Origin of the sequence: Nonomuraea sp. LPB2021202275-12-8 (assembly GCF_037044575.1) — a bacterium.
Lineage (GTDB): Bacteria > Actinomycetota > Actinomycetes > Streptosporangiales > Streptosporangiaceae > Nonomuraea.
In genome coordinates this window covers 15,826-29,469 of the sequence record NZ_JBAHWD010000005.1, presented here as the reverse complement: position 1 = coordinate 29,469, position 13,644 = coordinate 15,826, and the positions used below count along the sequence as shown (strand labels likewise).

Sequence of the window (13,644 nt, the reverse complement as noted above, 5' to 3'; positions counted from 1 at the left end):
CCGCCGAGCCCGCCCCACCCGCCACGGGGGCGGGCTCGGACCTCCTCAAGGCATCCAGGTGCGGAGCTCAGCCGAAGAAAGGACATGGCAGCACCGACCCTGAGGAGAGACACGATGCGTAAGAAAGTGGCCATTGGGCTTCTGGCACTCGGAGCGGGAGCGGTCCTGGCCGCTCCCGCTCACGCGGGAAGCCGCACCGAGGCGCCGAAGGTGGCCGGGCTGACCTCGGTGGGTGACCTGGTGGTCTTCCAGGCCGACGACCCGAGGTCCGCGACCAGGATCGGCAAGGTGAACGGGCTCAAGGGCGACACCAGGGTGGTCGGGATCGACTACCGGGTGCAGAACGGCAAGCTGTACGCCGTCGGCGACCAGGGAGGGATCTACGTCCTCGGCGCCGGCGCCAGGGCCGCCAAGGTCTCCCAGCTCAGCGTCGCGCTCGACGGCAAGAGCTTCGGCGTCGACTTCAACCCCGCCGCGAACCGCCTGCGCGTGATCAGCGACACCGGGCAGAACCTGCGGCACAACATCGACGACCCGATGGGCGCTCCGGCGGCCGGGACCACCGCGACCGACGGCAAGCTGACCAACCCGCCCGTGCCCCCGGCCACGGCCGGGGCGACCGCCATCGGCGTCACCGGGGCGGGATACACCAACAACGATCTCAGCCCGGCCACCGCCACGACCCTGTTCGACGTGGACACCGCGAACGACCAGGTCTCCGCGCAGTCGCCGGCCAACGCCGGCAACCTGGCCGCGACCGGCAAGCTCGGCGTCGACGCCGGCCCTGTGGCCGGGTTCGACGTCCACAGCACGCTGCGCAAGGGGGCGACCGTGGCCAACCAGGCGTACGCGAGCCTGCGCGTGAACGGCGCCTACCGCTTCTACCGGGTGGACGCGCTGACCGGCGCCGCCACTCAGGTCGGCACGTTCCCGGCCGGCCGCCAGGTGACCGACATAGCGGTTCAGCTCGATTAGAACCGCTGGGCCGCGCCCGGGCTACCGCACCCCGGGCGCCATATGTTACTGGTAGGTAATGCGACGCGTGCGAATTCAGCGCGACCTTCCCGTCCGGATGCCGGACGGCGTGACCCTGCTGGCCGACCGCTACGAGCCGGTGGGGGCGGGGCGGGCGCCGGTCATCCTCATCCGCTCCCCCTACGGCAGGCGCGGCCTGTTCGGGCTCGTGTACGGACGCGGGTTCGCCTGGCACGGCTTCCAGGTGCTGATCCAGAGCTGCCGCGGCGGCTTCGGGTCGGGCGGGCTCCTCGACCCGCTCGGCGACGAACACGACGACGGCCTGGCCACCATCGCCTGGATGCGCGAGCAGACCTGGTACGGCGGCTCGTTCGCGATGTTCGGCCCCTCCTATCTCGGCTACACGCAGTGGGCCGTGGCCCCCGACGCCGGGCCCGAGCTCAGGGCGATGGCCACGCAGATCACCGCCTCGCAGTTCAGGGACGCCGCCTACGTGGGCGGGGCGTTCGCGCTGGAGTCCACGCTGAGCTGGACCACGCTGACCGACTCCATGTCGCGCAGGTTCGGCGGCACCGCGGCGCTGACCGCGCCCCGGGTGACCAGGCGGGCCGTGCTGTCCGGGCGGCCGATGGCCGAGCTGGACCTGGCCGCGGCCGGGCGGCCGCTGCGCTTCTACCGTGACCTGCTCGCCCACCACGCCGACCCCGCGCCGTACTGGACCAAACGCGACTTCTCCCCCAGGGTCGGCGAGGTGGAGGCGGCCGTCACCATGCTCGGCGGCTGGTACGACGTGTTCCTGCCGTGGCAGCTCAAGGACTACCTCGCCCTGCGCGAGGCCGGCCGGCGGCCCTACCTGACGATCGGGCCGTGGTACCACATCGACGCCCGGCACGGCCGGGCCTCGATGAACGAGGCGCTGGCCTGGTTCCGGGCGCACCTGCTCGGCGACTTCTCCGGGCTGCGCGAGCAGCCGGTCCGGTTGTACGTGACCGGGGCCGAGCAGTGGCGCGAATACCCCGACTGGCCGGTTCCCGGCGTGCGGCCGCAGCGCTGGCACCTGCGGCCCGGCTTCGGGCTGGGTCCGGCCGAGCCGCCGGAGAGCGAGCCGGACCGCTTCCGCTACCACCCGGAGCACCCGACGCCGGTGATCGGCGGGCCGGTGCTGCTGACCGACTCCAGACCGCGCGACCAGCGGCGGCTCGAAGCGCGGCGCGACGTGCTCGTCTACAGCTCGCCCCCGCTGGAGTCCGACGTGGAGGCCATCGGGCCGGTCTCCGCCGAGCTGTTCGTCCGCTCCAGCACCCCGTACGTGGACGTGGTGGTGCGCGTGTGCGACGTGCACCCGGACGGGCGGTCCATGAACGTGTGCGAGGGCGTGCGCCGGCTCGGCCCCGATACGCTGGTGGACGTGCGCGAGGTGCTGGTGGAGCTGTGGCCGGTGGGTCACCGGTTCAGGCGCGGCCACCGGATCCGGGTGCACGTCGCGGCGGGCGCCTACCCGACGATCGCCCGCAACCCCGGCACCGGGCGCCCGATCGGCGACGGCGGGCCGATGGTTCCCGCCGACGTCGAGGTCTTCCACTCCCCCGACCGCCCGTCCGCGGTGGTGCTCCCGCTGTGCGCGCCGCGCGGCTGATGTCGCTGGTCCTGCTGCTGCAGGGCCGGGGCGGGATGACGGCGGCCGAGCTGGCCGGGGAGCTGGAGGTCTCCGAGCGGACCGTGCACCGCGACGTGCTCGCGCTGTCGGAGGCGGGCATCCCGGTCTACGCCGACCGGGGGCGCGGGGGCGGCTACCGGCTGCTGGACGGCTACCGCACCCGGCTGACCGGGCTGGACAGGGCCGAGGCCGAGGCGCTGTTCCTGTCGGGGGTGCCCGGGGCGCTGCGGGAGATGGGGCTGGCGGAGGTGGCGGCCACGGCCAGGCTGAAGGCCGCCGCCGCGCTCTCCCCGGCCCTGCGGGACGCTCCGGCGGTCGCCGCGCAGCGCTTCCACCTGGACGCGCCCGGCTGGTTCGCCGGCGACGACCCGCCGCCGGCCGCGCTGGCGCCGCTGGCCAGGGCGGTGTGGACTGATCACCGCGTCCGCGCCGTCTACAAGGACACGCCGCGGACGCTGGAGCCGTACGGGCTGGTGCTCAAGGCGGGCGCCTGGTATCTGGCCGCCCGCCTCTCGTCGCGGTTCCTGATCTTCCGGGTGCACCGGTTCGGCGAAATCTCCGTGCTCGGCGAGCCCTTCGAGCGCGACCAGGACTTCGATCTGGCCGCCTTCTGGGCCGGGCAGTCGGCGGAGTTCAGCCGGTCGCTGCTCCGGGACGTGGTCACGCTGCGGCTCAGCGAGCGCGGCCTGCGGATGCTGCGGCACGTCGCCGACCCGGCCGCGCTCGACGACGCGCTCGCCTCGCTCCGGCCCGACGGCACCGTCCGGCTGGCGGTGGAGTCGGCGCACGTGGCCTACTCGCAGGTGTTGCGGTTCGGGCCGGAGGCCGAGGTGCTGGACCCGCCGGAGCTGCGGGCCCTGGTGGCCGACGCCGCGACCCGCATGGCGGCGCTGTACGGCGATCCGCCTCCGGCGCACCTCGGCACCCGCGACTAGCGGTAGTCCGCCGGGTCGGCGTCCTTGCCCGCCTCCTTCACCTCGGTGATGTAGCGCCACACCTGCGGCCGGCTGCCGTCCACGTCCGTGAGGCCGTACGCCTCGGCGAGCTGCCCGCTGTCCACCGACTTGCCCGACCAGCGCTGCTTGTCCGGGTCGGTGGCGATGGCGGCCACGCCCCTGCCGACGTAGGCGGGGGTCTCGGAGACCTGCCAGGCGCTGTCGACCTTCGCCTCACGCCAGTTGTCCTCGGTGACGCCGAAACCCTCCAGCATGGCCTCCGAGCGCAGGAACCCGGGAGTGATCGCCACCCCGGTGCCGCCGTACGGGCGCAGCTCGTTCGACCAGGCGAACGCCAGCCGGTTCACCGACATCTTGGCCAGGTCGTAGTAGACGTTCTCCCGGTAGTGGGTCTCGTTGTACGTCCAGGTGCCGTCGGTGACCTCGACCACGAGCCCGCCCTCGTTCCTGATCAGCAGCGGCAGCAGGTGGCGGCTGGTGATGATGTGGGTGTCGATCGCCAGCCTGAGCAGCCGCAGCCCCTTGTCCATGTCGTGTTTCCAGACCGGTGTGTCCCACTCCCACAGGTGCTCGCCGCCCCACACGTCGTTGACCAGCACGTCCAACCGCCCCTGCTCCCGGTCGACGCGCCCGGCCAGCGCCTCGACCTGGGCCGGGTCGAGGTGGTCGGTCCGGACGGCGATGCCCGTGCCGCCGGCCGCCGTCACCAGCTCCGCCGTCTCCTCGATCGTCTCCGGCCTGTCCATCTCCGAGCGGCCCTCCCGGGTGCTCCGGCCCGTGCAGTAGACCGTCGCGCCGGCCGCGCCCAGCTCGACCGCGATACCCCGTCCCGTGCCGCGGGTCGCACCCGCCACCAAAGCAATCATGGCTCCGATGCTGACCAGTAAAGAGGACATCCTCTGTCATGTTTTCCCGGACGCGCCGTTCGTCGTGGGAATCCGACCACTCGCCGGTTTAGGCCAAACCGTAATATCCGCACTACTGGGGCCGACATCGCCCTCAGGGCTAATCTCCCCTCACTGTCGACCTGTGCTGGGAGTTACCCCATGACCACCACGCCGGAATCGGAGCGGCCGCAAACCGACCGCAGCCCCTGGAACTGGCTGCTGTTACTGCCGATCGTGCTGCCCCTTCTGACGTTCCTCTTCAACGCCGACGAGCCACGGCTGTTCGGCTTCCCCTTGTTCTACTGGCTGCAGCTCGCCTTCATCCTCGTCGGCGTCGCCTGCACCACGCTCGTCTACAGGATGACCCGATGAGCGCGCACACGACCGAGCTGGTCGTCTTCACGGTGCTGTTCCTCGTGGTGAGCGGCATGGGCTTCGTGGCGGCCCGCTGGCGGCGCCCCGACGACCTGCAGAGCCTCAACGAGTGGGGGCTCGGCGGCCGCAACTTCGGCTCCTGGATCACCTGGTTCCTGGTCGGCGGCGACCTCTACACCGCCTACACCTTCGTGGCCGTGCCCGCCCTGGTGTTCGGCGCCGGCGCGCTCGGCTTCTACGCTCTGCCGTACACCGTGGTGGTCTACCCCCTGGTGTTCCTGGTGCTGGCGCGGATGTGGTCGGTGTCGCACGTCCACGGGTTCGTCACGCCCGCCGACTTCGTCCGGGCCCGGTTCGGCTCGCCGACGCTGGCGCTCGTCATCGCGATCACCGGGCTGGTGGCGACGATGCCGTACATCGCGCTGCAGCTCGTCGGCATCGAGGCGGTGCTGAAGACGATGGGGATCACCGGGCACCTGCCGATCATCATCGCCTTCGCCATCCTGGCGGCGTACACCTACCAGTCGGGGCTGCGGGCGCCCGCGCTGATCGCGTTCGTCAAGGACACGCTGATCTACATCGTGATCCTGGCGGCCGTGATCTACATCCCCACCCAGCTGGGCGGCTGGGGGTCGATCTTCGACGCCGCGAAGGCCAAGTTCGACGCCTCGCCGGCTCCGGGTGACGGGCTCACGCTGAACGCCGGCAACCAGCTGCAGTACATCACGCTGGCGTTCGGGTCGGCGCTGGCGCTGTTCCTCTATCCGCACAGCCTCACCGGGGTGCTGGCCTCGAAGAACCGGGGCGTGATCAAGCGGAACATGTCGGCGCTGCCCGCCTACAGCTTCCTGCTCGGGCTGATCGCGCTGCTGGGCTTCATGGCCATCGCAGCCGGGGTCAAGCCGGTCGTGGGGGCGAACGGGAAGCCGGACGCGAACACGGTCGTGCCGGTGCTGTTCGACCAGATGTTCCCGGACTGGTTCACCGGTGTGGCCTACGCCGCCGTGGGCATCGGGGCGCTGGTGCCCGCCGCCATCATGTCGATCGCGGCGGCGAACCTGTTCACCCGCAACATCTACCGGGAGTACCTGAACAAGCAGGCCACCGACGCCCAGGAGGCCAAGGTCTCCAAGCTGGTCTCGCTGGTGGTGAAGGTGGGGGCGGTGCTGTGCATCCTGATCCTGGATCCGCAGTTCTCCATCGACCTGCAGCTGATCGGCGGCGTCATCATCCTGCAGACGCTGCCGTCCGTGGGACTGGGCCTGTACACGCGCTGGTTCCACAAGGGCGGCCTGATCGCCGGATGGGCGCTCGGGCTCGGGGCGGGCATGTGGATGCTCTACCTGATCCCGAACCCGGCCAACGGCAAGGCGCACTTCGGCGGATCCGCGTTCAGCCTGGGCAATCTGGGCTTCGACACGAAGATGACCATCTATGCCGGCTTCCTGGCACTGGGCGTCAACCTGGTGGTGGCCGTCCTGGGCACGCTGGTGTTCCGGGCGCTGAAGGTGGCGGACGGAGTGGACGCCACGTCGCGGACGGACTACTTCGCGGACGAGGGCGACCCGAAGGTCAAGCCGATGGACCTGACCGGAGCGCACTGACAGGACATGACCGAGCCCGTCTCCTCATCGGGGAGGCGGGCTTCGTCATGACCGGAGGTAGCCGGGGTTGGCGACCTCCAGCTTCGCCCGTACGGCCTGCGTCAGGGCGGCGGTGAGGGCGCCGTCGTCGCCGAGGCGGCCCTCCCGGATGGCGGCGGCCAGCTCGGCGTCGTCCGCCACCCCCAGCGAGGCCAGCCGGCCGGCGTGCTCGCGCGCCTGCTCCGGGCCCAGCTCGATCTCCCGCTCGACCATGGCGAGCACGTTGATCGCCACCCGAGTGTGGAACCGCACGCGGCCCTCCACGGCGGGCAGCACGTCATCGGCCAGGAAGTCACGCACCGCCGCCACCAACTGGGCGGCCGATGGAGCGTCGTGCACATCCTGCCGCGCCTGGCCACGCTCTTCCCGCGAACCGTTGTCTGGCATAAGACCGTCTTATCCGAAAGGTCGCGTTCCGAACCCGCCCTCGCCGACTTCGCGATCAGAATGCACCCGCGGGCACGGAGACGGGCGACGCGATCGGCCGGCATGCCGTTGACCCCGCAACGATTTTCGGCTGGGATCATTTCATGGACTTCGCCGTGCCCGACAGTGTCCGACCGATCCGCGATGCCGTCCACGCCTTCATGACCGAGCGGGTGGAGCCCGCCGAGCGGGTGTTGCACGAGGGGGGCGCCGCGGCCGCCGCGGCGCTGGGCGAGCTGCGGGAGGAGGCGAAGAAGGAAGGGCTCTGGGCGCTCGGGCATCCGCGGGAGCTGGGCGGCGGCGGGCTGCCCTTCCTTGACTACGTGTACGTCAACGAGGTGCAGGGACGCAGCGAGTTCGGCCAGCTCGCACTCGGCACCTACACCCTCCAGGATTCGCTGATGCTGCACGAGCAGGCCTCCGCCGAGCAGCGCGATCGCTACCTGATGCCACTTGTGCGCGGGGACATCTCGCCGAGTTTCGCGATGACCGAGCCCGACGTGTCCAGCAGCGACCCGACCCAGATCCGGACCACGGCCGTGCTCGACGGGGACGAGTGGGTGATCAACGGGCACAAGTGGTTCACCACCGGCGCCTCCCAGGCGGCTTACACGACCGTCATGTGCCGGACCGAGGAGGCGCCGGGGCACCTGGCGTTCTCCATGATCCTGGTGCCGACCGACACGCCCGGTTACACGATCCTGCGCGAGACGCCGGTGCTCGGGCTGAGCGGCTCACACTGCGAGGTGCTCTACCAGGACGTCCGGGTGCCCGCCTCGAACCTGCTCGGAGACCGCGGACAGGGGTTCGTGATCGCGCAGAAGCGGCTGGGGCCAGGGCGGATCTTCCATTGCATGCGCTGGCTCGGGCAGGCGCAGCGGGCGTTCGACCTGATGTGCCGCAGACTGCACGAGCGGACCGCCTTCGGCGAGCCGCTGGCCAGGAAACAGCTCATGCGGCAGCACGTGTTCGACTCCTACGCCGAGATCCAGTCCGCCCGGCTGCTCACCCTGCACGCCGCACAGGCCGTCGACGCGGGATCGGACGCCCGGGTGGAGATCGGGGTGATCAAGGTCGTCGGGGCGCGGATGCTGCACAACGTGATCGACAGGGCCATCCAGGTGTACGGCGCGGCCGGGCTGACCGCCGACACGCCGCTGGACCGGATGTACCGGCACGCCCGGGCCGGGCGGATCTACGACGGGCCCGACGAGGTGCACATCGACTCGGTGGGGCGGCGGGTGCTCGGCGTCTACGCGGCGGGTGGCAACTGGGAGTTCGGGCTCCGATGACGGCCACGGCGACCGGCCGGCGGTGGCGCCGTGGCTGACGTCGAGGCCGTCGTGCGCGAGGCGTTCGGCCCCGGCGCGTCGGTGCCCTACAGCGAGAAGCTGCCCGGCGGCGCGTCCCGCGAGACGTGGGCGCTGGACGTCGCCGACGGTGGCGAGCGGCATGAGCTGATCCTGCGGCTGGACTCCCCCGGCGCGACACTGGAGGCGGGCGGGAGCCTGGCCGCCGAGGCGACCCTGATGCGCGCCGCCTACGAGGCGGGAGTGCCGGTGCCGGAGATCGTCGCGGCGGCGGAGACGTACATCCTGATGACCCGGATCGCGGGCGAGACGATCCCGCGCAAGATCCTTCGGGACGAGCGCTTCCGGGACGCGCGGCCCAGGCTGGCCGAGCAGTGCGGGGAGGCGCTGGCGGCCGTACACCGGATGCCGCTGTCCGCCGTGCCCGAACCGACCGGCGCGGGCACGGACCCCCTGCGCCAGTGGCGGGACGTGCTCGATCTCACCGGGCAGCCGCATCCCGTGTTCGAGCTGGCCTTCCGGCGGCTCGCCGCGAGCAGGCCCACCGGCGGGCGGCAGACCGTCGTGCACGGCGACTTCCGCAACGGCAACCTCATCGTCGGCCCCGGCGGGATCAGGGCGGTGCTCGACTGGGAGCTGTCGCACGCCGGCGACCCGGTCGAGGATCTGGGCTGGCTGTGCGTGAAGGCGTGGCGGTTCGGGTCGCCGCTGCCCGTGGGCGGCTTCGGTGACTACGACGACCTGATCCGGGCGTACGAGAAGGCGAGCGGGCACCTCGTCGACCGGGAGGCGCTGCGCTGGTGGGAGACGTTCGGGGTGCTCAAGTGGGGGGTCATCTGCGTCATGCAGGCGATGCGGCACCTGCACGGCGGCGCGCGGTCTGTGGAACTGGCGGCGATCGGGCGGCGGGTCTGCGAGAACGAGTGGGACCTGCTCCAGCTGCTGGAAAACCCGTTGCGCTGAGCCTTGAGGGAGCCGCAGGCTGAACCGGTGGCCATACTCGAGGCGGTCCGGTTGGTGAAGCGGTTCGGGACGGTCACGGCCGTCGACGGGCTGAGCCTGAGCGTCGGCGAGGGCGAGGTCGTCGGGCTGCTGGGGCTCAACGGCGCCGGCAAGTCGACCACCCTGCACATGCTGCTAGGGCTCATCACGCCCGACACCGGAGAGATCAGAGTGTTCGGCCTGGATCTGGCGCGCAACCGGACCGAGGTGCTGAGCCAGATGAACTTCGCCGCCAGCTACGTGGACCTGCCCGGCGTGCTGCTGGTGCACGAGGTGCTCGACTCCTTCGCCCGGCTCTACGCGCTGCGGCGGCCGAAGGCGCGGGTCGCCGAGCTGATCGAGCTGTTCGACCTGGGGCCGCTCAGCCGGCGCAGGATGATGGACCTGTCGTCGGGACAGCGCACCCGGGTGCAGCTCGCCAAGGCGCTGCTGAACGCGCCGCGCCTGCTGGTGCTCGACGAGCCGACGGCCAACCTCGACCCCGACGCCGGTGACCGCATCCGCGGCCTGCTGTCCCGGGTGGCCGCCGAGAACGGCAGCGCGATGCTGATCACCTCGCACAACATGCGCGAGGTCGAGCGGATGTGCCACCGGATCCACTTCATGGCCGGAGGCCGGATCGTGGCCACCGGCAGCGCCGCGGAGCTCGCCGGGCACTACGGGGCCGAGGACCTGGAAGAGGTGTTCCTCAAGGTGGCTCGCGGATGACCGATCTCGCACTTCCCCCGCTCAGCCTGGCCGCGCGGCGCAGGCGGGTCCTCGGGGTCGTCCGGCGCGACTTCGCGGCGCTGCGGCGCAGCTCCATCAGGATGTTCGAGATCCTGTTCTGGCCCACCGTGGAGCTGGTGCTGTGGGGGTTCCTCACGGTGTTCCTGCAGAGCCAGCGGGTGCCGTTCGTGGCGTCGTTCCTCATCGGGGCCGTGCTGCTGTGGCAGGTGCTGCAGAAGGCCAGCAACGAGATCTCGATCGCGTTCCTGGAGGACATCTGGTCGCGCAACCTGCTGAACGTCCAGGTCAGCCCGCTGTCGAGCGCCGAATACCTGGTGGGCCTGGTGCTGTTCGCGCTGGGCAAGGTGGCGTTCGCGGTCGCGGTGATGGCCGGACTCGCGCTGGCGTTCTACGGGTTCGGGGTGACGAGCCTGGGCGTGGGGCTGGTGCCGTTCATGGGGGTACTGCTCGTGTTCGGCTGGTCCCTCGGGCTGGTCGGCATCGCGGCGGTGCTCAGGTTCGGCGAGAACGCGCAGGTGATCGCCTGGTCGCTGGTGTTCGTGGCGCAGCCGCTGGCGGGGATCTTCTACCCGATCTCGGTGCTGCCCGCGCCGCTGCAGACCATCGCCTGGTTCATGCCCGCCTCCCACGTGTTCGAGGGGATGCGGACGGTCCTGGGCGGCGGGGCGGTGCCGTGGGAGCGGCTGGCGTGGGCGGCCGGGCTGAACGTCGGCTACCTGGCGGCGACGCTCGGGCTGTTCGGGTGGGCGCTCAGCTACGCCCGGCGGCGTGGGAGGCTGTCCCGCTTCGGGGACTGACGGCGGCGGCGATCACCTCGACCAGCCCCTCCACCACCCGCGCCCGGTCCACCTCGGGATGTTCCAGCCACCACTCACCGGTCGTCTGCACCATGCCGACGAACGCGTGCCCGAGCACCTGGGCGCGCACCGGGTCGGGCACCACCCGCTCGGCCGCGAGCCTCTCGCCGAGCTCCTCGCCGAGGCTGCGCCCCAGCGAGGTCATGTGGGAGCGGGTCCTGGTGTCCTCGGCACTGGCCCGGTGGAACAGGAAGCGGTAGAGGTTGCGGTTGGCGGAGATCAGCTCCAGATAGGCGGCGATCGTCGTGGTGGCCCGGTGGCGCAGGTCGGCGCCCGCCTCGGTGAATCCGGGACGCAGCTGGGCGATCACCATGTGGACGTGGCGGTCGGCCAGCGCCTGATAGAGGCCGCTCTTGTCGCGGAAGTGGCGGTAGAGGATCGGTTTGCTGACGCCCGCCGCCGCGGCGATGGCGGCCATCGACGCCTCCGGCCCGTCACGCATGATCACCGTGTCGGCGGCGTCCAGCAGTGCCCTGCGCCGGCCCGGATCCCGTCCACTCACCCGATCAGGATAGATCGCCCATGATGCGACGAATGCGGCGGTTAGTGTCGAGGCATGACGATCGATCCCAGCAGCGGCACAGGCTCCGGCGCGATCACCCCGGACGGCTCGGCGGTCGAGTTCTACCGGTTGATGAGGCCCAGCGGGGAGCCCGAGATCGTCGCCGGGGTGGTGCCGCCCGGCGGTTCGGTCCTGGATCTGGGCGCGGGCGTGGGACGGGTGACGCATCCGCTGGTCGAGCTCGGCTACGAGGTGGTGGCGGTGGACGAGTCGGCCGAGATGCTCGCCCACGTGCGCGGCGCGCCGACCGTGCGCTCGCGGATCCAGGACCTTCGGCTGCCACGGCGCTTCGACGGGGTCCTGCTGGCCTCCCAGCTCGTGCACACCGCCGACGAGGCGGGACGGCGGGGGCTGCTCGAAGCGTGCGCCCGGCACGTGGCGGCGGACGGGTCGGTGCTGATCCAGTGGACGCCGCCGGATCTGCACGACGCCTGGAAGGTGGGCCAGGGCAGGACCCACGAGGGCCTGACCCTGGAGCTGGCCGCGCTGGAGCGGGTGTCACCCGAGGTGGTCCACGCCACCATGCGCTACACCAGCGGAGACCGCGTCTGGACCCAGTCGTTCCGCTCCCGGCGGCTGACGGACGAGCAGCTCGGCGCCGCACTCGCCGGGGCCGGGCTGCGGCTGGACCGGTTCCTGACCGACGACCGCACCTGGCTGCGGGCCGTGCCGGCGGCACCGGCGCGTTGAACCGCCGTCCGGCGGGTGGTCAGATGGCAGACTTCCCCCAGGTGTCCCTGTTGCCGGAGGTACGCGTGTCCGACGAGTTCGACGTCATCGTGATCGGGGCCGGTCCCGCCGGCGAGAACGTCGTGGACCGGGCCGTGCGCGGCGGGCTGAGCACGGCCGTCGTGGAGGAACGGCTGGCCGGCGGCGAGTGCTCCTACTGGGCGTGCGTGCCGAGCAAGGCGCTGCTGCGCCCGGTGGAGCTGGCTGCCGAGGTAGGGCGCGTGCCGGGCCTGAAGCTGGGACCGATCGACTCCGGCGCGGTCCTGGCCAGACGGGACGAGGCGGTGTCCCACTACGACGACTCCGGCCAGGTCCGCTGGATCGAGGGGGTGCCCGCCACGTTCGTGCGAGGACACGGGCGGCTCGACGGCCCGAAGCGCGTGCTGGTCAGCGGCCCGGACGGGGCGCAGCGGCTGCTGACCGCCAGGCACGCGGTCGTGCTGGCGACCGGGAGCACGGCGGCGGTGCCGCCGACGCCCGGCCTGGCCGAGGCCGCGCCCTGGACCAGCCACGAGGTCACCGCCGCCACGTCGGTGCCCGCCCGCCTGGCCGTCATCGGCGGCGGCGTCGTGGCGTGCGAGATGGCGCAGGCCATGCACGGGCTCGGCGCCCGGCAGACGACGATGCTGGTGCGCGGCGGCTCGCTGCTGTCGAGGATGGAGCCGTTCGCGGGCGAGATGCTGGCCGCCTCCTTCGCCGCGTCCGGCATCGACCTGCGCACCCGTACGGACGTCGTCCGGGTGGAGCGGCCGGAGCCGGGCGGCCAGGTGACCGTGCACCTGTCGCAGGGGCCGCCTTTGGAGGCGGACGAGCTGCTGGTCGCCACCGGCCGCAGGCTCGCCACCGCGGGGCTGGGACTGGAGAGCGTCGGGCTGCCCGGCAAGGGGCCCGTCGAGGTGGACGACAGCCTGCGCGCCACCGGCGTGGCCGAGGGCTGGCTGTACGCGGTCGGCGACGTCAACGGCCGCAATCTGCTCACCCACATGGGGAAATACCAGGCGAGGGTGTGCGGTGACGTGATCGCCGCGCGCGCCGGCGGCAAACCCGACGACCTGCCCGCCCTGCGGGACCGCGCCGACGGCTACGGCGCGCCGCAGGTCGTCTTCACCGACCCGCAGATCTGCGAGGTGGGCCGGAACGAGGAGACGGCCCGCCGCGACGGTTTCCGGGTGCGCGCGGTGGAGTACGACCTCGCCAACCTCACCGGCGCCTACCTGCTGGGCGACGGCTATCAGGGCAGGGCCAAGGCGGTCGTGGACGAGGATCGCGGGGTGCTGCTCGGCGTCACCTTCGTCGGGCCCGCCACGGCCGAGCTGCTGCACTCGGCCACCATCGCGGTCACCGCCGAGGTGCCGCTGGAGCGGCTCTGGCACGCGGTGCCGTCCTTCCCCACGGTGAGCGAGATCTGGCTGCGCCTGCTGGAGGCCTACGGGCTCTGACCGCGGCACAGGCAGGACACCGCGGACCTCCGCTCCTCCGGCGTCAGGGGAAGGCGGACTTCCTGGGACCTGAGCGCCGCAGGGGCATGAGTTAAAA

The 13,644-nt window shown here is 71.7% G+C and carries 14 protein-coding genes; 11 read left to right on the top strand and 3 right to left on the bottom strand.

From position 1 onward, the window contains the following. Window positions 1-114: 114 nt before the first annotated feature. The 3 genes from V5E28_RS11035 to V5E28_RS11025 are packed head-to-tail and all read left to right on the top strand — an operon-like array spanning window position 115 to window position 3,567. Window positions 115-975 carry a DUF4394 domain-containing protein gene (locus V5E28_RS11035; protein ID WP_336206474.1) on the top strand — a complete coding sequence of 287 codons (861 nt, stop codon included), beginning with the start codon at window positions 115-117 and terminating at the stop codon, window positions 973-975. Between the two features lie 58 nt (window positions 976-1,033). After that, window positions 1,034-2,611, top strand: coding sequence for a CocE/NonD family hydrolase (locus tag V5E28_RS11030; protein ID WP_336206472.1), 1,578 nt, complete (start codon window positions 1,034-1,036; stop codon window positions 2,609-2,611). Beyond that, window positions 2,593-3,567, top strand: coding sequence for a helix-turn-helix transcriptional regulator (locus V5E28_RS11025; RefSeq protein WP_336206471.1), 975 nt, complete (start codon window positions 2,593-2,595; stop codon window positions 3,565-3,567). Before V5E28_RS11030 ends, V5E28_RS11025 begins: the two co-directional genes overlap by 19 nt. Here V5E28_RS11025 and V5E28_RS11020 read toward each other — a convergent pair. Continuing rightward, entirely contained in the window at window positions 3,564-4,454 is an 891-nt protein-coding gene (locus V5E28_RS11020; protein WP_336206469.1) for an SDR family oxidoreductase, read from the bottom strand. The genes V5E28_RS11025 and V5E28_RS11020 overlap by 4 nt on opposite strands. A 180-nt stretch (window positions 4,455-4,634) precedes the next feature. Here V5E28_RS11020 and V5E28_RS11015 point away from each other — a divergent pair, with 180 nt between their 5' ends. Both V5E28_RS11015 and mctP read left to right on the top strand, forming a co-directional pair. Next, on the top strand, window positions 4,635-4,847 hold the full coding sequence (locus V5E28_RS11015) for a DUF3311 domain-containing protein (RefSeq protein ID WP_336206467.1): 213 nt from the start codon (window positions 4,635-4,637) through the stop codon (window positions 4,845-4,847). Beyond that, window positions 4,844-6,454 (top strand): monocarboxylate uptake permease MctP, encoded by a 1,611-nt coding sequence (mctP, locus tag V5E28_RS11010; RefSeq protein WP_336206465.1) that lies wholly within the window; start codon window positions 4,844-4,846, stop codon window positions 6,452-6,454. The genes V5E28_RS11015 and mctP overlap by 4 nt, the downstream gene beginning before the upstream one ends. 45 nt (window positions 6,455-6,499) lie before the next feature. Here mctP and V5E28_RS11005 read toward each other — a convergent pair whose 3' ends face one another. Then, window positions 6,500-6,880 carry a DUF6285 domain-containing protein gene (locus V5E28_RS11005; RefSeq protein ID WP_336206461.1) on the bottom strand — a complete coding sequence of 127 codons (381 nt, stop codon included), beginning with the start codon at window positions 6,878-6,880 and terminating at the stop codon, window positions 6,500-6,502. 143 nt (window positions 6,881-7,023) lie between these two features. On the opposite strand from V5E28_RS11005, the gene V5E28_RS11000 reads away from it, so the two are divergent. The 4 genes from V5E28_RS11000 to V5E28_RS10985 are packed head-to-tail and all read left to right on the top strand — an operon-like array spanning window position 7,024 to window position 10,757. Next, window positions 7,024-8,211, top strand: a complete 1,188-nt coding sequence (locus V5E28_RS11000) for an acyl-CoA dehydrogenase family protein (protein WP_336206460.1) — start codon at window positions 7,024-7,026, stop codon at window positions 8,209-8,211. Between the two features lie 30 nt (window positions 8,212-8,241). After that, the gene (locus V5E28_RS10995; protein WP_336206458.1) at window positions 8,242-9,192 is read left to right on the top strand and encodes a phosphotransferase family protein; all 951 of its coding nucleotides are present in this window, start codon (window positions 8,242-8,244) and stop codon (window positions 9,190-9,192) included. Window positions 9,193-9,219: 27 nt separating this feature from the next. Continuing rightward, window positions 9,220-9,939, top strand: coding sequence for an ABC transporter ATP-binding protein (locus tag V5E28_RS10990; protein WP_336206456.1), 720 nt, complete (start codon window positions 9,220-9,222; stop codon window positions 9,937-9,939). Further along, a complete protein-coding gene (locus tag V5E28_RS10985; RefSeq protein WP_336206454.1) occupies window positions 9,936-10,757 on the top strand; it encodes an ABC transporter permease in 822 nt (273 codons plus the stop codon). Before V5E28_RS10990 ends, V5E28_RS10985 begins: the two co-directional genes overlap by 4 nt. Here the strand turns inward: V5E28_RS10985 and V5E28_RS10980 are convergent. Then, window positions 10,711-11,319, bottom strand: coding sequence for a TetR family transcriptional regulator (locus V5E28_RS10980; protein ID WP_336206452.1), 609 nt, complete (start codon window positions 11,317-11,319; stop codon window positions 10,711-10,713). The two genes, V5E28_RS10985 and V5E28_RS10980, sit on opposite strands and share 47 nt — an antisense overlap. Before the next feature lie 54 nt (window positions 11,320-11,373). On the opposite strand from V5E28_RS10980, the gene V5E28_RS10975 reads away from it, so the two are divergent. Together V5E28_RS10975 and V5E28_RS10970 are read left to right on the top strand one after the other, a co-directional pair. Continuing rightward, window positions 11,374-12,069 (top strand): class I SAM-dependent methyltransferase, encoded by a 696-nt coding sequence (locus V5E28_RS10975; RefSeq protein WP_336206450.1) that lies wholly within the window; start codon window positions 11,374-11,376, stop codon window positions 12,067-12,069. A gap of 23 nt (window positions 12,070-12,092) precedes the next feature. Continuing rightward, window positions 12,093-13,547, top strand: a complete 1,455-nt coding sequence (locus V5E28_RS10970) for a dihydrolipoyl dehydrogenase family protein (protein ID WP_336206448.1) — start codon at window positions 12,093-12,095, stop codon at window positions 13,545-13,547. Window positions 13,548-13,644 lie beyond the last annotated feature (97 nt).